This is a genomic window from Planococcus sp. VCh962 (genome assembly GCF_057748275.1).
The window spans coordinates 1,034,569-1,056,749 of record NZ_JBYLHS010000001.1; the positions used below are offsets into that span (position 1 = coordinate 1,034,569).

General features: G+C 46.9%; 22 protein-coding genes. 9 read left to right on the top strand and 13 right to left on the bottom strand.

Annotated features, from left to right (window positions below):
- Positions 1-12: 12 nt before the first annotated feature.
- The gene (locus AC3AQ9_RS05250; RefSeq protein ID WP_488306830.1) at positions 13-924 is read right to left on the bottom strand and encodes a DsbA family protein; all 912 of its coding nucleotides are present in this window, start codon (positions 922-924) and stop codon (positions 13-15) included.
- Positions 925-1,118: 194 nt separating this feature from the next.
- Between AC3AQ9_RS05250 and AC3AQ9_RS05255 the strand changes: the two genes are divergently transcribed.
- Positions 1,119-1,709 carry a TetR/AcrR family transcriptional regulator gene (locus tag AC3AQ9_RS05255; RefSeq protein WP_488306388.1) on the top strand — a complete coding sequence of 197 codons (591 nt, stop codon included), beginning with the start codon at positions 1,119-1,121 and terminating at the stop codon, positions 1,707-1,709.
- 283 nt (positions 1,710-1,992) lie between these two features.
- On the opposite strand, the gene dpaL is transcribed toward AC3AQ9_RS05255, so the two are convergent.
- Positions 1,993-3,231 carry a diaminopropionate ammonia-lyase gene (dpaL, locus tag AC3AQ9_RS05260; RefSeq protein WP_488306389.1) on the bottom strand — a complete coding sequence of 413 codons (1,239 nt, stop codon included), beginning with the start codon at positions 3,229-3,231 and terminating at the stop codon, positions 1,993-1,995.
- Positions 3,232-3,413: 182 nt separating this feature from the next.
- Entirely contained in the window at positions 3,414-4,121 is a 708-nt protein-coding gene (locus tag AC3AQ9_RS05265) for an SDR family oxidoreductase (protein ID WP_488306390.1), read from the bottom strand.
- A gap of 369 nt (positions 4,122-4,490) precedes the next feature.
- Here AC3AQ9_RS05265 and AC3AQ9_RS05270 point away from each other — a divergent pair, with 369 nt between their 5' ends.
- Complete coding sequence (locus AC3AQ9_RS05270; RefSeq protein WP_488306391.1) at positions 4,491-5,150, top strand: O-methyltransferase; 660 nt, start codon at positions 4,491-4,493, stop codon at positions 5,148-5,150.
- 145 nt (positions 5,151-5,295) lie between these two features.
- Here the strand turns inward: AC3AQ9_RS05270 and AC3AQ9_RS05275 are convergent, their stop codons facing one another.
- Positions 5,296-6,003, bottom strand: a complete 708-nt coding sequence (locus AC3AQ9_RS05275; RefSeq protein WP_488306392.1) for a class I SAM-dependent methyltransferase — start codon at positions 6,001-6,003, stop codon at positions 5,296-5,298.
- Between the two features lie 178 nt (positions 6,004-6,181).
- Here AC3AQ9_RS05275 and AC3AQ9_RS05280 point away from each other — a divergent pair, with 178 nt between their 5' ends.
- Both AC3AQ9_RS05280 and AC3AQ9_RS05285 read left to right on the top strand, forming a co-directional pair.
- A complete protein-coding gene (locus AC3AQ9_RS05280; RefSeq protein WP_488306393.1) occupies positions 6,182-6,499 on the top strand; it encodes an ArsR/SmtB family transcription factor in 318 nt (105 codons plus the stop codon).
- Between the two features lie 59 nt (positions 6,500-6,558).
- Complete coding sequence (locus AC3AQ9_RS05285) at positions 6,559-7,857, top strand: NAD(P)-binding domain-containing protein (RefSeq protein WP_488306394.1); 1,299 nt, start codon at positions 6,559-6,561, stop codon at positions 7,855-7,857.
- A gap of 171 nt (positions 7,858-8,028) precedes the next feature.
- On the opposite strand, the gene AC3AQ9_RS05290 is transcribed toward AC3AQ9_RS05285, so the two are convergent.
- The 5 genes from AC3AQ9_RS05290 to AC3AQ9_RS05310 form a co-directional block, all read right to left on the bottom strand.
- Positions 8,029-8,292, bottom strand: coding sequence for a hypothetical protein (locus AC3AQ9_RS05290; RefSeq protein WP_488306395.1), 264 nt, complete (start codon positions 8,290-8,292; stop codon positions 8,029-8,031).
- 101 nt (positions 8,293-8,393) lie between these two features.
- Positions 8,394-8,945, bottom strand: coding sequence for a hypothetical protein (locus AC3AQ9_RS05295; RefSeq protein ID WP_488306396.1), 552 nt, complete (start codon positions 8,943-8,945; stop codon positions 8,394-8,396).
- A 386-nt stretch (positions 8,946-9,331) separates the two neighbouring features.
- The gene (gene parC / locus AC3AQ9_RS05300; RefSeq protein WP_488306397.1) at positions 9,332-11,761 is read right to left on the bottom strand and encodes a DNA topoisomerase IV subunit A; all 2,430 of its coding nucleotides are present in this window, start codon (positions 11,759-11,761) and stop codon (positions 9,332-9,334) included.
- Complete coding sequence (gene parE / locus AC3AQ9_RS05305) at positions 11,758-13,728, bottom strand: DNA topoisomerase IV subunit B (RefSeq protein ID WP_488306398.1); 1,971 nt, start codon at positions 13,726-13,728, stop codon at positions 11,758-11,760. Before parE ends, parC begins: the two co-directional genes overlap by 4 nt.
- Positions 13,729-13,850: 122 nt before the next feature.
- Positions 13,851-14,258 carry a CoA-binding protein gene (locus AC3AQ9_RS05310; protein ID WP_488306399.1) on the bottom strand — a complete coding sequence of 136 codons (408 nt, stop codon included), beginning with the start codon at positions 14,256-14,258 and terminating at the stop codon, positions 13,851-13,853.
- Positions 14,259-14,392: 134 nt separating this feature from the next.
- Between AC3AQ9_RS05310 and plsY the strand changes: the two genes are divergently transcribed.
- From plsY to AC3AQ9_RS05325, 3 genes are all read left to right on the top strand, one after another.
- Positions 14,393-14,983, top strand: coding sequence for a glycerol-3-phosphate 1-O-acyltransferase PlsY (gene plsY, locus AC3AQ9_RS05315; RefSeq protein ID WP_488306400.1), 591 nt, complete (start codon positions 14,393-14,395; stop codon positions 14,981-14,983).
- A gap of 24 nt (positions 14,984-15,007) precedes the next feature.
- Positions 15,008-15,307 carry a HesB/YadR/YfhF family protein gene (locus AC3AQ9_RS05320; RefSeq protein ID WP_488306401.1) on the top strand — a complete coding sequence of 100 codons (300 nt, stop codon included), beginning with the start codon at positions 15,008-15,010 and terminating at the stop codon, positions 15,305-15,307.
- 180 nt (positions 15,308-15,487) lie between these two features.
- Positions 15,488-15,883: a hypothetical protein gene (locus AC3AQ9_RS05325; protein WP_488306402.1), complete on the top strand. Its 396-nt coding sequence runs from the start codon at positions 15,488-15,490 to the stop codon at positions 15,881-15,883.
- A gap of 92 nt (positions 15,884-15,975) precedes the next feature.
- On the opposite strand, the gene AC3AQ9_RS05330 is transcribed toward AC3AQ9_RS05325, so the two are convergent.
- The 4 genes from AC3AQ9_RS05330 to AC3AQ9_RS05345 form a co-directional block, all read right to left on the bottom strand.
- On the bottom strand, positions 15,976-16,278 hold the full coding sequence (locus AC3AQ9_RS05330; protein WP_488306403.1) for a hypothetical protein: 303 nt from the start codon (positions 16,276-16,278) through the stop codon (positions 15,976-15,978).
- The gene (locus AC3AQ9_RS05335; RefSeq protein ID WP_488306404.1) at positions 16,262-16,702 is read right to left on the bottom strand and encodes an acyl-CoA thioesterase; all 441 of its coding nucleotides are present in this window, start codon (positions 16,700-16,702) and stop codon (positions 16,262-16,264) included. The genes AC3AQ9_RS05330 and AC3AQ9_RS05335 overlap by 17 nt, the downstream gene beginning before the upstream one ends.
- Before the next feature lie 189 nt (positions 16,703-16,891).
- The gene (gene acnA / locus AC3AQ9_RS05340; RefSeq protein ID WP_488306405.1) at positions 16,892-19,603 is read right to left on the bottom strand and encodes an aconitate hydratase AcnA; all 2,712 of its coding nucleotides are present in this window, start codon (positions 19,601-19,603) and stop codon (positions 16,892-16,894) included.
- A gap of 126 nt (positions 19,604-19,729) precedes the next feature.
- Entirely contained in the window at positions 19,730-20,236 is a 507-nt protein-coding gene (locus tag AC3AQ9_RS05345) for a DinB family protein (protein ID WP_488306406.1), read from the bottom strand.
- A gap of 225 nt (positions 20,237-20,461) precedes the next feature.
- On the opposite strand from AC3AQ9_RS05345, the gene AC3AQ9_RS05350 reads away from it, so the two are divergent.
- On the top strand, positions 20,462-21,316 hold the full coding sequence (locus AC3AQ9_RS05350; RefSeq protein WP_488306407.1) for a site-specific integrase: 855 nt from the start codon (positions 20,462-20,464) through the stop codon (positions 21,314-21,316).
- A gap of 288 nt (positions 21,317-21,604) precedes the next feature.
- Positions 21,605-22,147, top strand: a complete 543-nt coding sequence (locus AC3AQ9_RS05355) for a cysteine hydrolase family protein (protein WP_488306408.1) — start codon at positions 21,605-21,607, stop codon at positions 22,145-22,147.
- Positions 22,148-22,181: the final 34 nt, after the last annotated feature.

The window sequence follows — 22,181 nt, forward strand, 5'->3', positions numbered from 1 at the left end:
TTTTCCTCCTCGTTATTTGATCGCTGTAAAATAAGATTCTCCCAGGATTTCCTTCGCTTCATAGCGGCCTGGTGAAAGTTCTTTTTCAATAAAGGCATTGATCCCGGTTGAATCCACATCGTACATGACTTCAATTTCTTTGGAAAACAGCAGTTCTTCTTTTTCAAGCAAGCGTGAAAGCGACGGCTGCTGCTTGGCTTGCAGTTCTTCTTGGTTCAGGACCTGTTTCAAGCCATCGACATAAGACTCAAATGGACGGCCTCCGACAAGTTTCACGCCTTTGTTTTCTTCGTTGACCATGATAATCGTCGGGAAACCTCTCGCGCCTATGCTTCTCGCCAGGCTGAAGTCTTCATTCAGTAATTGCTGGCCGCGTGGCTGCTCCGCTTCCGCTACAATGGCTTCTCCGTCAAGGCCCATTTTATTGACGATGTCAATTAGGACCGCTTGATCTGAAATGTTTTGATTGAAAGCGAAAAGGGCTTCTCGTGCACGGCGCAGATATTCATTGGCTTTTGCTTCATCATGTTTTTCCTGGATCACTTTGAACACGCGGGAAGGCGGATACGATGACTGGACTGGGTTATCAATCATCAACGACCCGTCAATCGGCATTCTTGAGTGTTCCCCGACTTCTCTCCAATGGCCCGCAACGTCGGCTGGTTTGTAGATTCCGTTTGCCGGGTCGATCGGTCCGTCATGCCATTTTTCCAGCAATCCGCCCATTACCGTTTGAAATTTGAAATGGTCGCCGTATTGCTCGGTGAAACGGCGAAGCACCGGTTCGATGGCCCAGCAATGCGAACAGATTGGATCTGTTACATAATACAAGGTAATCGATTTTTTTGGCTGATTCAAATCAATGATCTCCATTTCTTCTTCTCCTGCCACTCCGCATACACCTGTTTCTAAATCACACATCATGTTGTTATTGTTTTTCAATTCTTTTCCCTCATTTCTTTTTTTAAATAAAGATTGTATTTTCTAAGCGGCTCTGTTTTATTTGCCTTACAAATCCATCTTAAGCCATAATGGATTTAACCCATACCAATAGATAGGCAGATTTGTCGCTTATGCAACACATATGAGAAACTGTATGAAAAGTAGGTGAAGAAAACATGACGCAATCAAAAACAGATCCCCGGGTTTTGCGCACGCGCAGAGTCATCATGGATTCGTTCATTGACCTCTCAGGAGAAAAGGAATTCAAAGACATCACCGTAAAGGATATTACCTCCAAGGCGATGATCAACCGTGCGACTTTCTATTATCATTTTGACGATATCTACGATTTACTGGAAAAGGCTTTATTGGAAGTATGGTCCGTCAATTTGGGCGCTGAGTATTATCAGAACAACGCCTTGAATGCAGAAGCGCTGGTCCACGTTTTCAAAGCCATCACCAATTTCCAATTGTCCTTATCCACCCGATGCCATAGAGGCTACGAAGATACCATCGCTCGGATCATCCGGGAGCAGCTTGAAAATATCTTCTATAAGATGCTGGTGAAACAGCGGCCGGCTGAAGAAGAGCAAGCGCTTAAAGTGGCGGCGGTGATGTTGAGCTGGGGAATTTACGGCGCTTCTGTGGAGTGGAAAAGAAACTCAAAGAACGTTGCGCCGGAAGACTTCATCAAATCAGCGATTCCTTTTATCCTGCCCGGCATCGATGCCCACTTTACGAATGAACAGCTGCGTGTTGAGAATTAGATGATCATACTCCATTAATCCGCATTCCTTACAGCCGGCTGATGGGTCCCATCCTGAAAACATCACGAAATAAAACACTTTTCGCTGCGAATCAGGCATGGAAATGCCAAGAAGTCAGCGAGAAGTGTTTTTCTTTGGATGCAAGAACCGGCAGAAACGCGGTACAATGTCCGGTTTTCGCCTCACAGTCAGCTTTATAGAAAATTTCTTTGTTTAGTGGCACCTCTTCTATAAGCAGCAAAAGGCAAACTTAACTTTTTCTTCATTCTTTTTCGTCTTACCATTACACAGTCGGATAGGCACCGGCCCACACCACTTTTCTAAAATGGTCGGGATCCGTATCCCCTTCTGTGCTGATGATCAGAACTTTGGAATTCCGGTTCAACTTCAACTCTTTTTTCATTTCACTAAGGTTTGCATTTTCAGCCAATAAACTAAGCAATCCCATTCCGACTGCACCGGATTCGCCTGAGATGATGCGAGGGTCAGAGCTTAATGGGTTGGCGAGAATCCGCATGCCCCGCGCTGCCACAGAATCCGGACACGAAACAAAGAACTCCGCATACTCTTTTAAAACGCCCCACGAAGCGGTACTGGGTTCCCCGCAAGCCAATCCGGCCATAATCGTATCTAAAGCCCCGGTTACTGCATGCGGTTTTCCATCTCCTATCCTTATCGATTTGTATAAACATGCCGCTTGGTCCGGTTCGACAATCACTGTAACCGGCCGTTCATCGCCATACTTTTCCACCAGGCAGCCGAGCATGCTGCCGGCGAACGAGCCGACACCGGCTTGCAAAAACACATGAGTCGGCCGGTCAACGCCGGTTTCGGCCATCTGTTCCAACGCTTCGTCCATGAGCGTCCCATAGCCTTGCATGATCCAAGTCGGAATCTTTTCATAGCCTTCCCAAGCCGTGTCCTGCACCAACACCCAGCTATTTTCTTGCGCCATCCGGCTGGCCAGCTTGACGGTGTCGTCATAATTCAGTTCGGTCACAAAGGCTTCCGCGCCTTCTTTCCGTATATGGTCCACTCTTATTGGCGAAGACCCTTTCGGCATGAAGACGACTGATTTTTGTCCGAGCTGGTTTGCGGCCCAAGCAATGCCTCGTCCGTGATTGCCATCCGTTGCTGTCACGAAAGTGATGTCTCCAAGTTGCTTTTTCACTTCGTTACTTCTTAATTTTTGAAACGATAATTCTGTAATATCGACATTCAATTTTTCTGCCAGGTATTTGCCAAGTGCATAGGAACCGCCCAACACTTTAAAAGCGTTAAGGCCGAAACGGTAAGATTCGTCTTTTACCCATATGTTGCGGACTTTTAAATGCTTCGACAACCCGGCTAAACTGTGAAGGGGCGTTACGTTATACTCGGGGAAGCTCTTATGGAATTCCCTGGCCTGCTCAATGGCCTTCTTGTTCATAAAGCCTGCCATCGCATTTCCATCGCTTGATTTCCTCATACTGTCGTTCGCTATATAATGAATCTCCACTTCTTTATCTGTTGCAGCCATCATTTTTCTCCTCTTATTTTAATAGCGGTTTCTGATGATTACTTGCTAAACCGCTGACTACACCAAGCACTGCATGGACTCCAGCTGCCAAATCGCCCTCTTTTCACGCTTCCATTGGATAGGTGATACCCGTTAACTGCCTTAAGTCTAAGTCACCGAATAAAGAATACCGTGCCACTTGCCGGTTACCAGTCGATTTGTCTGCCATTCCGGAAGAACCCTCCATTGGGACCATCCGGGCCGATCGTCGATAGCCACAGGATGGACGAGGCTGCCTGCTTAGGGGTTCTCGGAGCCGAAGGTCCCCCCATATCTGTACTTACCCAGCCTGGACAGGCTGCATTAACCTTGATATCTCCTTTGATCTCTGCAGCGGCCAATTGCGTCAATCCGTTTAAAGCAAGTTTGGAGAGTTTGTAGGCGCCTACTCCCGGAACAGCCATCTCTCGCAGTTCTCCATAGCCTGAAGAAATATTGATGATTCTTCCATAGCCATGCTTTTTCATCAGCGGCAGAAAGAAATGCATCACATAGTATGCCCCGAAAAAGTTTGTCGTCATCGTTTTTTCCAGAATGGCAGGGTCCATGGTCAATAACTTTTCACGCTCGTCCAAATAGATGCCCGCATTGTTGACCAATACATCCAATCTGCCGAATTGCTCATTTATCGCGCTTGCTGCTTGGCGAATGCTTTCCTTTTCTTCGACATCCATCACTACGAACGAAACATCCAGGTTTGATTCCTGAAGTTTTTGAGCGGCTTTCTGGCCTTTTTCAGCATCCCGGCTGGTCAAAATGACTTTGAAGCCGTTCAATGCCAGTTGTTTCACCAACTCATAGCCAATACCCCGATTCGCGCCTGTGACAAGAGCGACTTGTTTGATGTGTGGCATTAGATCTCTCCTCCCGCTATTTATTCCGTGTGTTTCTTATCTACTGTTCCGGAACTGCCAGCAGCCGATGAATTGTTTTTTCTTTATTCCTTCTAACAAGCTTTTATAAACCCAAGAATACTCCAGATTGAATGGACGAGCCCAATTAGGAACCATCCTTAAAATCACGTTTCCGCATAAGTTTTCCGGCTGAACCAGTGGCTGTTTTATTTATCAGAAAAATTAATATATAGTAACTGTATCGGATTTGTTTTGAGCAGCTTTTTCTTTTATCCTCTTACTGCTTGATTTATGAAGCGAGGCAAAAAAGACAGCCATTCAGCTGCTTTCCGTTTTGAAATGCTTAAGTCTAAAAATCAGGAGGCCTTTATGAAAGAAAAAATTTGGAACGATGTGGATGATTATTTCTCGGAAAAGCTTCACAATTCAGATCCTGTGATGGAAGCGGTGCACCAAAACAACTTCGACTCCGGCTTGCCGGGAATCGATGTGTCTCCAAATCAAGGGAAGTTTCTGAAACTGATGGTGAAACTGGCTAACGCCAAAAATGTTCTGGAAATCGGAACACTCGGCGGCTATAGCAGCATCTGGATGGGACGCGCATTGCCGGAAGACGGCCGCCTTGTGACGCTTGAGTACAAAAATGCCCATGCCAAAGTGGCGCGTGAAAATATCCACAACGCTGGATTGTCCGAAAAAATCGAAGTGATCGAAGGAGCGGCAATCGACACCTTGCCGTCGCTCAAATCAAAAGGCTGGACGCATTTCGATTTGATCTTCATTGACGCCGATAAACCGAGTTATCCTGAGTATTTTAAATGGTCCATCGAATATTCCCGGCCGGGCACGGTCATCATTGCCGACAATGTCGTCCGCGGCGGCCGTGTTCTAGATACCGAGGATCCAAACGGCAAAGCGATGCGCGACTTCATGGAACTGATGGCGGATGAAACGCTGATCGATGGCACGGTCATGCAGACGGTCGGCAGCAAAGGCTATGATGGATTTGCGATCGGGATTGTGAAATAAGCTTGTCATGAAGGCGTTCGCGAAGAGATGCCCCTCTTAGTGAGCGCCTTTTTTTAGTCAAACGATCCAAAAAGGGAAATACTGTCCGTTTCAATCACAATACTGTCCGCTTTCCAAGAAATACTGTCCGGGAGCTGTTTCTTCTTCACTTGACGGCTGCTTTGATGATCAAGAAATTAGGTTTTTTCATCAACCGCCCGTAACTTTCAGGGGCCAACTCTTTAAATTTCAGCGTCGGCTTCGGTTCGATGATTTCCTGGACGGAAAAGTGTTCAAGCGTTTGATTCAAAATAACGCTAAGCGGCCGGCGGTAAAAGAGGACTTCATAAGCCTTCCCTGACTTTTCCCAGTGATCGGTGATCAACTCGGTGGAAAAATAATTGGCTTCTGGCAGCAGCCCGATATCCGTAAATGGATGGTGGACCGAAAACAGCAGCCTACCTCCCGGCTTCAGGATCCGTTTGAATTCCTGAAACGTTGTGCTCCAGTCCTGCAGGTAATGGAGTGTCAATGAACTGATGACCCAATCAAAAGAGCGGTCCTCAAACGGCAAGTCCGCTGCCAAGTCGGCGCACAGCACATTCGCTTGGTCCCCCATCCGCTTCTTGGCCACATTGACCATCTCGGGACTCAGATCAACCGCGGTTACACGGGCTCCGCGTTTCACCAATTGCTCGGTATACCAGCCGGCGGCACAGCCGGCATCCAGAACGCTAAGGTTCTTTAAGCCCGGCGGCATTTGCGCCAGCATGGCCGGCCGTTCGTATTCGGTATTGTAAAGGCTTGTTTGGTCTGCTTCGTTGGCATAATAGTCGGCCAGCTGGTTATAGACTTCTTGTACTTTGTCTTTCATATTCCACCTCCATGCTTCTGTGGTGTTCCATAAAATCAGCTCTTTCTTTTCTTACCTTATCCTTTCTTTTTATTACATTCAACGTATTCAGTTAATTTTCTGAAAACGATTGTGTTTTTGTTTAATTCCATGTATGATTAAATCAAATAAATTTGATTAATAGAAAGCAGGGGTAGTTATGAGTGCTGGCATTGAACAGGTCGCTTCCGCTCGGGACTTCGATCTCTATGCCCAAAAGTTCAAGGCGCTGGCTGATCCGAAGCGGCTGGAGCTGCTTAATATGATTTGCACGAAAGGTTCTGTCTGCGTGTGCGACTTGGTGGAGGAAATGGACATTCCGCAATCGAAACTTTCCTATCACTTGAAGATTTTGCTGAATGCCGAACTGCTGCATAAGGAAACCCGCGGAACTTGGAGTTATTACTCCTTGAACAGCCAGGAAATGGACCGGCTCTTGTCCAATGAAATCTGCCGCATCATCCATCCATCTTGTTAACCGGGATGGCTTTTCTTTAAAACGATTAATCAAAAAAAATTGATGAAGGAGTGATGGTTATGGAAACAACTCGATTACCGGTCGCCATTATCGGTGGAGGCCCGGTTGGCATGGCCGCCGCTGCGCAATTGGTGAAACGGGGCCAATCTTTTCTGTTAGTCGAATCAGGAGTACAGCTCGGCACCAATTTTCTGGATTACGGCCATGTCCGTTTGTTTTCGCCTTGGCAGTACAATATGGACGAAGCGGCAAAAGAATTGATGGAAAAACACGGCGTCCCCCTTCCCGACCCCAACCGGCTCCCTTATGGGCGGGATATTATAGAGCAGTACTTGCAGCCGCTTGGCCGATTGCCGGAGCTCAAGCCGTTTATTCACTTGACCAGCCGAGTGCTCCACGTCGGTCGAAAAGGCTTTGATAAAGTCAAAACGGAAGGCCGCCATGCGCGCCCATTTGAACTGGTGGTGCAGCAAGACGATGGTCTCCGCACTTTCCTTGCCAGAGCGGTGATCGATGCGACCGGGACTTGGCAGCAGCCGAATCCCCTTGTTTCAGGGGGCATGCCTGAACCGGCCAATGCGCATATCCATTACGGCATTCCGGATCTTCTCGGATCCGAACGCAAGCGTTTTGAACATAAACGTGTTGCGGTTGTGGGAAGCGGACATTCCGCTTTAAACTCTCTTCTCGATTTGGTGGCGGTTAAAAACGATTCTCCAGCTACTGCGATTTCCTGGCTCTTCCGCCGGCCAAATGCGGCAAGTGCACTTGGCGGCGGAAGCAACGATCAGCTGCCGGAACGCGGAGCGCTTGGCAGCCGCGTGGGCAGTATCATCGCAAATGGAGACATTGAAGCCCATGCGTCCACAACCATCGACTCTTACAAAACGAAGGACAATGGCTCCATCACCTTGATCGCCAATCAAAACGGCGGCTCCGTGGAACTCGGCCCATTTGATGAAATCATTGCGAATACCGGCTCCAAACCGGATTTTTCCTTTCTTCGTGAAATTCGCTACAGTTTCGACCCGGCGCTTGAAAGCGTACCGGCGCTTGCTCCGCTGATCGATCCGAACGTGCATAGCTGCGGAACGGTCCGGCCGCACGGGGAACAGCAACTGCGGCAGCCGGAGAAAGATTTCTATATCGTCGGTGTGAAAAGCTATGGCCGGGCTCCGACATTTCTGATGGCGACCGGTTACGAACAAGTCCGGTCAGTTGTGGCGCACTTAAGCGGCGACACCGAAGCGGCAAAACGGGTGGAGTTGAAGCTGCCGGAGACCGGCGTCTGCTCAAGCCGTCCAATTCCGGTGCAAATCCTTACACCAGCTGGATCCGGGTCAGCGTGCTGCAGTTGAGTTGAACTTTATCAGGCGGCTTCCAACGAAAATTCTTTACATCTATCTGATGTTGCACAGCAGTCATGAATCAATATCAGTTTTCCAATTCGATAAACATAAAAAAACGCGATTCCATTTGGAAAAGCGTTTTTTCTCAATTTATAAGCAAGTATGCAATAGCAGGAATTACTAACCCAGTGAAACGATCAGCAACGGAATAAAAATCAATAAGCCGCATACGAGCCAGACACTGAGTTGTGGATCAAGCCGCTTATCCAGAACCTCAAATCGCCCCGCTATGGCTTGATGAAAGGAACTGACTGCCATCCATATCAGCAGGAAAACAAGGAATGCCAGCCATCTATGGGATTCCAGCAGCGGGGCGATCATTCGAAAATATACACCAAAAGAAATTAAGATGAGTAAAAAGCTAAGCAATGTCGATCTTCTCACTGTGTGCCCCCTCGAATTTCAATCTTTTAGATCGAGCTAACTTTCCGTCACTCTGCCATGCGAAAGAATCATCCGCAAATTTTGCCAAAGCCGTTAACTCTTTAAGCTGTTCTCCAGACGGCTGCGTATTTCTTTTTATATTTGCTGTCTGCTTCCAACTCCACTAAGCCGAGCGCGGTTTCCTTGATTTCCGCTTTTCCGGTTTCATCGAATAATTTTCTTAAGCCTTGGATGATATCAAACCGGATCAATGTATAGTTTTTTTCTGCTGTACAATTTTTAAAACGCTCCGCAAAGTGAGCTACAACGAGCCCCATCTGCTCGTCCCCAGCTAACCCGACTCGCCAAATGGACTGTAGCGCATGTCTGGCTGTGACGAATTTCGGATCTTTAGTAACTGCCCATAGCGCAGGAAAATCGGCCACTACCCTGTTCTTCGGATCGCTGATGGCTAATTGAGATAGGAACTGTGCTGCCCGCGATCTTTTATGATTGTTTGAATCGGTCAGGCTTTCCATTAAGTCATCCCAAACTGCATAAGCCCAGTCCACTTCTTTTTGTGTAATCGCCATAATGTTGTTATAAGATTGGTATTGAATTTCTTTGTCGGGTGACTCCAGCCCCTCAAAATATGTTCGAATTTGTTCCTTCATTCTCCCCCTCCTATTGGTTGTTTTACGTTATCTATCATGCATTGACTGAAATCAAATTGCGGCGCGCACCGCTTGTTAAATTCATTATAACAAAAGGGTAATTATTAATATTTTGTTTACATAATTAATTTATTTATAATATAAGATATTACTTATATTAGCGAAAACTGGAGCGATCGATAATTTTTGTATACCTGTTTTTATGTTTACATAATTTATTTATTAAATATATAAGAACTTGCTTATTAGTAAATTGTATTCACTTAAATCCAAGCCCATTCAGTGCCCAGGCAACTTTTGCACAATAAAAAAGACTGCAGGCAAGCTTGAGAAATTCAAGCTGTCTGCAGTCTATGCACTTCCCTATCAGGAGTTACGAATGTCTCTTATTCTTTTTTCTCTAATCGGTAAACGGTGACCGGTGTGCCGTCCGTTCCTTCATCAAGGACGAATGAGCCGTTCGAATAACGGTCAACCGGCTTTAAGGTGTTGACAGCTAGCGTCAACCGGACGCCTTTCGCCGTTTCAATCAGTATTTCTTCTTCTTTTCCAGTCGTGCTGACCACCGCCACTACACGGTGAGGGTTAGCTTTCAATTCGCGCAGCATCACGACACCGCGTTTTGCCCGGCTGCCTGTTTCGAATTCCTGCAGCTTCATTTTCTTGGCGGCTCCGCGCTGAGTCACCAGAATCAGATCCTGCTTTTCTTCCGAATCAAGCATGATCGCAGAGACGGCAAAGTCCCCTTCTTTCAAGTTCACGCCTTTAACGCCCGCTGTACGCAAGCCGGTAATCGGCACTTCTTCCATCGGGAAGCGGACGGCGTATGCCTGGTTAGTGGCAATGAACAGCTCCGTTTCGTTGGTCACGAGCCCTGCAAAAATCATCGTATCGCCATTTTTCAAGTTCATCGTCTTGATCGTCTTCGAATAGCGCTGCACTTGATAATCTTTTAAGGCGGAACGTTTCACTAAGCCGTGTTTGGAAACCGTCAAAATGCTGGCATCTGCCTCAAAGTTCTCAAACGGATACACAGCCAAAACCGACTCGTTCGGTTCGAGCTGCACGATGCTCGATAAATGCTGGCCAAGGTCTTTCCATTTGATGTCCGGCAATTCGTTAACCGGCTGATACACAAAGTTCCCATTCGTAGTAAAGATCAAAATCGTGTTCTGGGTATTCAAATTGCCTTCAAACAGCAGGTGGTCCGTATCTTTCATGGCGAAGTCCTGGCCATTTGACGCGGCATGGGAACGCGGGCTGGTGCGTTTCACATACCCTTCTTTTGTCACCGTTACAACCACATCTTCACTTGGAATCATGACTTCACGGGTAATGGTGATTTCCTGGATTTTTTCTTCAATGGCAGAGCGGCGCGGCTCAGCAAATTGTTTGCGTACGGCAGCCAGCTCTTTCTTGATGACATTTTTCAGTTTTGTTGCACTGGTTAAAATGCCGGTCAATTCGTCGATCAGTTTTTTCAGGCTCGCCGCTTCATTTCTCAAGTCGGTGATGTCGGTATTTGTTAATCGGTATAATTGCAAAGAAACAATCGCTTCTGCTTGCGCTTCAGAAAAAGCGAAAGCGGTGATCAAATTGTTTTTCGCATCCCGTTTGTCTTTTGATGCCCGGATGGTCTTGATCACTTCATCCAGAATCGATAAGGCTTTTATCAAGCCATCCACGATGTGCATGCGGTCATTGGCCTTTTGCAAATCATACTCCGACCGTTTCGTAATGATTTCCTTGCGGTGGGTAATGTACGCATCAAGCAATGACGGCAGCGTCATCATCGTCGGGCGGCGTTTGTAGATAGCGACCATATTGAAGTTATAGCTCACTTGAAGATCCGTATTTTTGAATAAATAATTTAAAATGCCATTGGCATCCACGTCTTTTTTCAGTTCAATGACAATGCGCAGACCGGTTCTGTCCGATTCATCACGCACTTCCGAGATGCCTTCCAATTTCCGGTCAAAACGGTGGTCATCGATTTTCTTGATCATCGTCGCTTTATTGACTTCGAACGGAATTTCCGTAATGACGATTTGCTCTTTTCCGCCTTTGAGCGGCTCCACTTCCGCTTTGGAGCGGACGACAATTTTCCCTTTGCCGGTTTCGTAGGCTTTTTTGATGCCATCGACGCCTTGGATGATGCCGCCCGTCGGGAAATCCGGGCCTTTGATGACCGTCATCAATTCGTCCACTGTCGCTTCCGGCTTATCCATGCGCATCAGCACCGCATCAAGCACTTCATGCAGGGCATGCGGAGGGATATCGGTGGCATAACCAGCGGAAATCCCGGTAGAGCCATTGACCAGTAAATTCGGGAATCCGGCCGGAAGCACTGTCGGCTCCATATCGGAATCGTCGAAGTTCGGGATGAATTCCACTGTGCGTTTGTCAATGTCGCGCAGCAATTCACCGGAAATCGCGGACAGCCGTGCTTCGGTATAACGCATCGCTGCCGGCGAATCGCCGTCCATCGACCCGTTATTGCCGTGCATTTCAATCAGCATATGGCGGATTTTCCAGTCCTGGCTCAACCGTACCATCGCTTCGTATACGGAACTGTCGCCGTGCGGATGGTAGTTACCGATGACGTTACCGACGGTTTTAGCCGATTTCCGGAACGCTTTGTCGTTCGTATTGCCTTCTTTATACATCGCATACAAAATCCGGCGCTGAACGGGCTTCAGCCCGTCGCGCGCGTCCGGAAGTGCACGGTCTTGGATGATGTACTTACTGTAACGCCCAAACCGATCGCCGATGACTTCTTCTAAGGGCAGATCTTGAAAACGTTCGGTTTGTGTCATACAACTTCCTCCTCAGCATGAATCAAATCATTTTCTAAAATATTGCCGTCTTCTTCCATTCCGAAGTCGACGTTGTTTTCAATCCATTTGCGGCGCGGTTCCACTTTATCGCCCATCAAGGTCGTGATTCTGCGTTCAGCGCGGGCGCCGTCTTCAATCGTCACGCGGATCAATGTGCGGGTTTCCGGGTTCATGGTCGTTTCCCATAACTGGTCCGCATTCATCTCCCCGAGCCCTTTATAGCGCTGCAGCATATAGCCTTTGCCGACTTTTTTCGTCGATGCTTCAAGATCCGCTTCAGTCCAAGCGTAATCGATGACTTCTTTCTTGCCCACGCCTTTGGACACTTTATAAAGCGGCGGCAGGGCGATAAACACCTTGCCCGCTTCAATCAGCGGCTTCATGTAGCGGTAGAAGAACGTCAGCAGCAGCACTTGGATATGCGCGCCGTCCGTATCGGCATCGGTCATGATGATGATTTTGTTGTAGGCAATGTCATCGATGGAAAAATCAGCCGATACCCCTCCGCCGATGGCGTGGATGATCGTCGAGATTTCCTCGTTTTTCATGATGTCTTCCAATTTCGCTTTTTCGGTATTGACGACTTTCCCGCGGAGCGGCAAAATCGCCTGGAAGGTGCGGTCGCGCCCTTGCTTCGCCGAACCGCCGGCCGAGTCCCCCTCGACCAGGTACAATTCGTTTTTCGAAGCGTTCCGGGACTGCGCCGGCGTCAATTTGCCGGACAGCAAGACGTCCGATTTTTTCCGTTTCTTGCCGTTTCGCGCGTCTTCACGGGCTTTCCGGGCAGCCAATCGTGCCTGGGATGCGCGGATGGCTTTGCGGACCAGCGATGCACTGAGTTCCGCATTTTCTTCCATAAAGTACATCAGTTTCTGGGAAACGACCGAATCGACGATGCTTCTCGCTTCACTGGTGCCGAGCTTGCTTTTCGTCTGGCCTTCAAACTGCAAAAGCCCTTCCGGAATGCGGACGGATACGATTGCGGCCAATCCTTCGCGGATATCCGAGCCTTCCAAGTTTTTGTCTTTGTCTTTCAGCAAGTTGATTTTTCGTGCATAATCGTTGAATACACGCGTCATGGCTGCTTTGGCACCGGTTTCGTGTGTCCCGCCGTCACGTGTGCGGACGTTGTTGACGAACGATAAAATCGTCTCGGAATAGCCGTCGTTGAATTGGAACGCGAATTCCACTTCCATTTCGTCTTGCTGCCCTTCGATATAGGCCACTGGATGCAACACATCTTTTTCTTCGTTCAAATATGCGGCGAACGCCTCAATCCCCGTTTCGAAAAAGAACGTTTCTTCCGTATCAGTCCGTTTGTCGATCAGCTCGATTTTCAAGCCTTTCAACAGGAACGCGGATTCCCGCAAACGTTCACTGAGCGTCTCATAATTGTATTTGGTGGTCGAAAAAATCGTATCATCCGGCAGGAAATGGATGATGGTGCCGCTTTCTTTCGTTGAACCGATTTCTTCGAGCGTCGTGACCGGCTTGCCGCCGTTTTCAAAGCGCTGGCGGTATTTTTTGCCGTCGCGGAAAATGGTCACTTCCAGGAATTTGGATAAGGCGTTGACCACAGAAGCGCCGACTCCGTGAAGTCCGCCGCTTGTCTTGTAGCCGCCTTGCCCGAATTTGCCGCCGGCATGCAGCACGGTCAAGATGACTTCAGGCGTCGGCTTGCCGCTGCGGTGCATTCCCGTAGGCATGCCCCGGCCGTAGTCCCGGACGCTGATGCTATTGTTTTCATGGATCGTGACCGTGATGCGGTCACCGAATCCGGCAAGCGCTTCATCGACGGAGTTATCGACAATTTCATAGACCAAATGGTGAAGCCCTCTAGTGTCGGTCGAGCCAATGTACATACCCGGGCGTTTTCTAACGGCATCTAGGCCTTCGAGTACTTGAATCGCTTCTTCGTTGTATGCCGTGTTTTTTGTTTTTGCCATTAAGTTCCCTCCAACAAACATCTGTTCGTACTTTCTTCTTCTTATAATCGTACTGTTAACGCGTCCATCTGTCAATAATCATAGAAAAAGAGCGCTGGGCGCCCTTCATACCGCATACGGTCTTATTTTAGGATGGCGTGTTCCACTTTGATGCAGCGGTCCATGATGACCGTGTAACCGGCATCATTCAAGTCGTTAAACACATTTTCATCCACAACATTCAATTGTGTCCAAAACACCGGACAGTCGATTTGAACGAATTCTTTTGCCAGTTCCGGCAAAAATTCACTGCGTCTGAAGATATTGACGATATCAACAGGGTGTGGAATATCAGTCAGTGAAGCATAGCTCTTCTCACCTAATACTTCGTCAGCTGCAGGATTCACGGGGATAATGCGGTAGCCGGCTTTTTGCATGGCTTCAGATACCATATAGGAAGTCCGGTTCGGATTGGGGCTTAACCCCACAACTGCGATTGTTTTTGCAGAATCAAGGATTTTTTTGATTTCTTCACGGCTTGGATTGTTCACAAGAATCACCTGTCCTTTTTATTCTATCATACATGATTTCCTTTGGTATGGTGAACAAACAGACACATATTGTCCAAAGAACTCGCTTCGTGTTAAACTGAAAGCATAAATAGTATGGTTCAAAGGAGTTCAAAATGGATACATTTCTTCCAGTACTTTTAGCTTATTTGCTCGGCTCAATTCCTTCCGCTTTGTGGATTGGGAAAATTTTTTACAAAACGGACATCCGGACAAAAGGAAGCGGCAACCTGGGCGCTACCAACACGTTCCGGACATTGGGCGCCAAAGCCGGAATCGTCGTAACCGTACTGGATATACTGAAAGGGACAGCAGCGACATTGATTCCGCTTTATATGGATACCAATATACATCCCTTGGTTTTCGGTGTCATTGCCGTAGTCGGCCATATGTTCCCGGTTTTCGCGAAATTCAAAGGCGGAAAAGCGGTGGCAACGTCCGGCGGCATCCTGCTTGGTTATCAATGGCCCCTCTTTTTAGTGGCGGTAGCTGCACTGCTCATCACGCTGAAAATCACCAAGATGGTGTCGCTTTCTTCCATCATTTTGGCTGTAGTTGCTGTTATTTATACCACCATATACGCCATCTATACAGGAGATTATTTATTCCTGGCGGTCATCGTCATCTTGGCGACATTCATCATTTATCGCCACCGGGCAAACATTGCACGAATTAAAGCAGGTACGGAACCCAAAATCAAATGGTAATGTCAGGGAAAGGGCGTGCATAGAGTGAAGATCAAAATCAGTCAAGACGCATTCAAGTGGTTTCAAGAGGAAATGGAAGTTACAGCTGGAGAAGCGGTCCGTTTTTATGTCCGCTATGGCGGCTCAAGCCAGCTTCAGCCCGGATTCTCGCTTGGTGTCACCAAGGACGAGCCTGGAGAGGCAGCGGCAGCGGTTGAACAGGACGAAGTGACTTATTACGTCGAGCAAAGTGACGCCTGGTTTTTTGATGGCCACGATCTGCATGTCACGGTCAACGATGATTTGCAGGAACTGGATTATTCTTATGAGAAAGAAAGTGCATGATTCACATTTACCACTTCATATCGAAATTGGCCCGCACTGCTTCGGCAGTGTTTTTTTGTCTATTCACTGCCTTGGTTTAAGGGTATGGGGGGACTTTTCCGGTTTACTTCAGTAAAGCTAATCAGTTTCACTCTAAATGAAGTTGGAACAAATCAATCTTTTTGAAAGAAGGCAGCCCGAATGCGAATTCCACAAAAAGAATTTACGGACGAATTGAAAAGACAGATTGAGCATATTGAAACGGAATTGCAGAGGTATCTTGAAAAATGGCTTCTCCGTTACCAGCCGGCATTCCTGCAAAACTATATGATTCTGGATGCCGGCGTCGAAAAAGATGGGTACGATCCTTTCCAGCCAGACTATCGTTCTTCTCTTGTCGTTAGCATTAGTGATGAAAACGAAGAGTTGATCGACTTGCAAACCATCCCGATCTGGACGTGTGAACGCTATTTTTTCGGTTTTCCAGTCAATCAGAATTTCCCGCTCAGCCAAGGCATAGGAGAGCTGCTTGATGAGTCCTTGGAAGACATCAAAGCAGAATTACAAGAGTATATTGAGAATTTCCTGGAATCGTAAGGCCGTCAATTGCCGGGATCTTGGCCAGCTCCACGAAAAAAAACTGCCGGCACCTTTACTTCTGCCGGCAGTCTGGTAAGTACCTTATTCCTTTAGTGTAGATCAAAGCGGTTTAACTGCTCGATCATGCCTTCAGCTGCCAAGATCCGGCGCTGGCGGTCACCGAACAAATCAAAATGGGGATAGTCCCCGCGCAAATCCATCCACTCGGCTTTCAAGCCATATTGCTTCCCCCACTGCTCCAACTTTGTCAAATCACTGCAGCCTACTTTCGTGACCGTCGAACAGCCTGGAAAGCGGTCGTCAATCCAGTAATGCGTGAGAAACGCGATTTGCCCGTCTTCGACATCCTGCTTCCAGCGGTTTAGCTCATCCCGTTTAATTCCGAACGCCATCTGGAACCTGCTTCTTGATTTCTTCGTATTTCTCATGCCATTCCGGATAGATTTTCTGCAACGAAACCGGACGGAATGACTCTTTTTTGACCAAAACGTGTTCGGATGTCGCAGTCGCGGCAATCGTTCCGTCTTCATGGAGAATTTCATAACCATACGTGGTACGGAGACGGCCGTGGCCTTCCACCCATGTGCGGACGATCGCTTTCTGGCCGTAGCGGAGCGCCGCTTTGTACTGGATCGAAATATCGGTCACCGGAGATAGATATCCTTCACTTTCCATGCCGGCGTAGGTAAAGCCAAGGTCTTCAATTAATTTGGTGCGGCCGATTTCCAGCCAGATAATATAATTAGCGTGATACACCACGCCCATTTGGTCTGTTTCCGCGTAGCGGATTTCAATTTCTTTCTCGCTTATATGCATTTTCACTTTCACCTCTATGTAAGTATACAGAAAATCCCTTTATAAATAAAAAATAAGGCTGCCTTTTGGCAGCCTTATTTAAGTGTAAGGGATTGGTTCGTTTGTACAGATCAAACATCCTGGTTCAAGGGATGGCTGACCGTAATGGTTTTTATTGCTTTTATTGCTAAGCGGCTCTTTCCGCTTTTCTTAAGCTTCTACTAATTTTCTTCTCAATACCATTTGAAGGATACCACCGTGGCGGTAGTAGTCAACTTCAACTTCAGAGTCAAAACGCACAAGCGCATTGAATTCTGTTACGGTACCGTCTTCAGCAGTGGCTGTAACTGTCAGAACGTCACGTGGTTTCACGTCGTCTGTCAAGTTCACAGAAATGGTTTCGCGTCCAGTCAAGCCAAGTGAGTCAGCGTTTTGTCCGTTTACGAATTGCAACGGAAGAACACCCATCATCACAAGGTTCGAACGGTGGATACGCTCATAGCTTTCAGCGATAACGGTCTTGATGCCAAGCAAGAATGTACCTTTGGCAGCCCAGTCACGTGAAGAGCCCATTCCGTAGTCTTTACCAGCAAGAACAACAAGGCCAGTTCCACGGTCTTGATATTTCATGGCAGCATCATAGATCGGCAAGATTTCACCAGTCGGCCAGTAAGTTGTGTAACCGCCGGTTGTGCCTGGTGCCACTTGGTTACGGATACGGATGTTCGCGAACGTTCCGCGCATCATTACTTCGTGGTTACCGCGGCGAGAACCGTAAGAGTTGAAGTTGCGTGGTTCTACGCCTTTTTCACGCAAGTATTTACCTGCTGGAGTATCTTTGCCGATGGCGCCAGCTGGTGAAATGTGGTCCGTTGTGATCGAATCTGCGAATTTCGCGACTACGCGCAAGTTATCAAGAGACTGGATCGGTTGTGGTTCTACAGAAAGCCCTTGGAAGAATGGCGGGTTCTGAATATAAGTTGACTCTTCGTCAAACGCATATAGGGAATCGTCATTCGTTTCAATTGCATTCCATGTTTGGTTTTCATCAAACACACGTGCATATTCTTTGCGGAACAATTCAGGCGTCACTGTGCTCTTCACAACTTCGTTGACTTCTTCAGTTGTTGGCCAGATATCGCTTAAGTAAACGTTATTGCCTTCTTTGTCTTGCCCGATCGGGTCGTTTTGAAGATCGATATCAACCGTTCCTGCCAGTGCATAAGCAACAACCAATGGCGGTGAAGCCAAGTAGTTCGCTTTTACAAGCGGGTGGATACGCCCTTCAAAGTTACGGTTACCGGAAAGGACAGAAGTTACCAATAAGTCGCTGTCTAAAATCGCATCTTCGATTTCAGGAAGCATTGGACCAGAGTTACCGATACATGTTGTACAGCCGTAACCTACCAAGTTGAAGCGGATTTGCTCCAAGTATTCAAGAAGGCCGCTCTGCTGCAGGTAGCCGGTAACAACTTTTGAACCTGGCGCCAAAGAAGTTTTAACGTAAGCCGGTGGCATTAGACCTTTTTCAGCTGCTTTTTTCGCAACAAGGCCAGCGCCAAGCATAACGTATGGGTTTGAAGTATTTGTACATGAAGTGATCGCTGCGATACCGATTGCACCGGTCTTCATAACCGCTGTTGAACCGTCTTTAAAGTTAACAGTCGCTGTTTTGTTGATTTCTTCTTCGCTAAGAGCGAAACCGTGCGGGCCTTCAGGAGCCGTTACCGCTTTGTTGAATTCCGTCTTCATTTCAGACAAAGGAATCAAATCCTGCGGACGTTTCGGGCCTGACAAGTTTGGTTCGATTGTCGAAAGATCAAGCTCGATGGTATCTGTATAAACAGGATCTTTGTCTGCATCGAAGAACATGTCGTTCGCTTGCAAGTATGCTTTCACGACTTCAATGTGGCTGTCTTCACGGCCAGTCAAACGCAAGTAATCAAGTGCTTCTTCGTCAACCGGGAAGAAACCGCAAGTTGCGCCGTATTCAGGAGCCATGTTAGCAATCGTTGAACGGTCAGCAAGCGGCAATGTCGTAACACCGGCCCCGTAGAACTCAACGAATTTACCAACAACGCCTTTTTGGCGAAGTACTTGCGTGATTTTCAAAGCCAAGTCAGTTGCAGTAGCACCGTTTGGCAATGCGTTGGTCAATTTAACGCCGATAACTTCTGGAATCGGGAAGAATGAAGGTTGGCCAAGCATGCCCGCTTCCGCTTCGATACCGCCGACGCCCCATCCAAGTACACCCAGGCCGTTGATCATCGTTGTGTGAGAATCCGTACCGACCAGTGTATCCGGGTAAGCTTCAAACGTTCCGTCTTCATTTTGGATCGCATGGACAACACTTGCCAAGTACTCAAGGTTTACTTGGTGAACAATTCCTGTTTCCGGTGGAACAGCACGGTAGTTGTCATATGCTTTTTGTGCCCAGTTTAGGAACTGGTAGCGCTCTGCGTTGCGCTCAAACTCTAGTTTCGTGTTGATTTTCAAAGATTCGTTCGAACCGTAGCTGTCTACTTGGACCGAGTGGTCAACAACCAAGTCAACCGGCACATCCGGATTGATCTTGTTCGGGTCTCCGCCAAGTTCAGACATTGCTGAACGAAGGGCTGCCAAGTCAACGACTACCGGTACACCCGTGAAATCCTGAAGGATTACGCGTGACGGTTTGAATGGAACTTCCGCTTCTTTGTTGGCATTTTTGCCCCATTTTGCTAATTCTTCAACGTGTTCGTCTTTGATGACGTATCCGTCATGCTGACGCAATACGGATTCTAAAAGTACTTTAATCGAGTAAGGAAGTCGTGATACTTTCGCGATTCCTGCTTCTTCTAATGCAGCTAAACGATAATAGTTATACGTTTTGCCATTTAGCTCAAAAGAAGTACGGCTGTTGTGCAAACTGCTTTTTGCCATGATTATGTTCCTCCTTTAAATCTTCTGAAAAGGCTGAGTAAGAGTCTTTTCTCCTCTTTCATCATACCGAAAAGAGAAGCATAAGTAAATTACATTAAAATTATAGATTGTAATAAGTTTTTTGAATCACTCAACCTTTGCAGTTTCCAGTTTTTCCAAAGTCTTTTTTAGCTGTTTCAAATGCCTTTTTTCGTGAAGGCCGATAAATGGAAACCATTGAATCAGAGGCACTTTGCCAAAAACGGGATGGGGCATAGATTTTCCTTCTAATACTTCTGCTGCCGCTCCGTCATAAACTTTGTGAAGCAAAGCCCGTGAAGCTTCCAGCCGCTTCTTCATGTCTTCAAGTGGAATAAATTCAGCAGAGGGCACGACATGATGCGGCGCCTCCACTTTCACCATGCGGCTGACGGTCAATTGAATCGGCTTCTTGACTGCCTTTTCATATTTTCCGCTAGCCAATTGTTTGGCAAGACTTCTGGCAATCATGGTTTCCATCAGCTGGAGATGATCGAGGATCTGCATCGGTGACCACTCATCTGCAGAGGGCTTCCTATTGAGCGTTTCATCATTCACCCCTTCCACGGCTTTCAGTACAGCGTTTCTGATTTTTGCGTTTTCGTCTTTGAACATAGCTATCCCCCATTTTAACGGCCTTCTATAGTATGGCATACCCTTAAACTATTCAAATAAAGCTTTCTTGGCTAGTAATTTTTTGATCGAAGGATGACCGGGTCTTTTTGGACTCAATCCCGCATCCTTACAGCATTTCTATTGATTAAAATAAGGGAAGATACGTTCTATTTTCCTTGATTAATGGTATAATTAAGGATAAATATGGAGGAGGGGAACTGCTTTATGCCTTATGGTTATGAAAAGTATCGATTGAAAAACGGCATTAGCCCAAATACGGTTGTCCACGAAGTGCAATTAATTCGATCACTTTTCGCATTCTTGCGGAAAACATATAAAAAACAAGTGGAACCCCATGAAATCCGCCCCATCGATATCCAAAAGTTTCTGCAGGAAGAATATGCGACGGGCATCAAAGACAGTACGTTAAACCGCAAATTGATCTATATTCGCCAATGGTTTGATTATATGTGGCAAATCGGCAAGATTCCCGTTGATTTTATGCCGAAATTCAAGTTCAATCAAAAATTGGATTTGACTCCTTCGGACATTCACGTGAATTACGAAGAGCTGTTGGCTAAAAAGATGGCGGTGCTGGAATCCGATCAACTATCATTAAATGCGAAGATTCTTTTTCTGTTGTATATGAGGGGCCTGAGACTGCGGGATATGGCAGCAATCGAAGTGGAAGATTTCGCCGATCACGGCGATGTGCTGGAATTGACCGTTGAAAAGAAAGATGGCTATATGGTCCATATCGAATTCACGGGGAAGGAAATACAAGTTATGCTTGAAGGGATTGAACGGGCTATTTTCCGCAATACCCCTTACCTGCTTTCCTCCAAAGTAAAAGATGAATACACGATGTTTAAAATGGGTTCGCTTTCTGATTACACCGATTCCTTGTCGGCCTTTCTTGGAACGCCCATCCGATCGGGGGATATCCGTTTTGCTTATGTACACCATCTATATGCAGTGGAACACAAAAACCTGGAAGAAATCCAGCAGATTATGGGCGTCTCGCTCGATTCGGCGTCCCGTATGCTGAAGGACTCCTTGACACGTTTAAAGCGCGATTAGATTCGTCCATTAAAATAACCTGCTCCCGTAAATTGGGAGCAGGTTATTTTAAATGATGGATCACATAAACACTTCGAAGTCGAGTGCAAAGTTAAAAATGATGAGTGTATGCAGGATGACAAACCATAACGCCTGACGATTCAACTTTTCTGTGTTTTCGAATACCATATCCACCATCTCCTTTTGAAGATTATACTGAAAATTATTTCAATTCACAATATACAATATCGCTTTTTTTCACAATTTTTTTATGGTTAGATTAAAAGGAACAGATAAGGAGGCGGAATGATGAAAAAAGCGTTATTGGTAGTGGATTACACAGTCGATTTTGTGGCAGATGACGGGGCTTTGACTTGCGGAAAGCCCGGCCAGGCCATTGAACAGAAAATTTGCTCGTTAACCGAGGAATTTGTACAGAACAACGATTTCGTGGTGATGCCGGTCGATTTGCACGAAATTGAAAACAGCTTTCATCCGGAAGCGAAGCTCTTCCCGCCACACAATATAAGAGGCACAGCAGGAAGAAATTTATACGGCCGTCTGGAAGAAGTTTATAACGCACACAAAGACAGCATTGTCTGGATGGACAAAACCCGCTACAGTGCGTTTGCCGGAACCAACCTGGAGATGCTGCTGCGTGAAAGGAACATAGAAGAAGTGCATATTGCCGGGGTTTGTACGGATATTTGCGTGCTTCATACAGCGGTCGACGCCTATAACAAAGGCTTCAAAATTGTAGTCTATGAAGATGCTGTGGCAAGCTTTGATCCGGCTGGCCATGAATGGGCCTTACGCCATTTTAAAAATACCTTGGGAGCTGCAGTGAAATAATTTTTTTCAACTCCATGTTTCAAAAGTCATGATT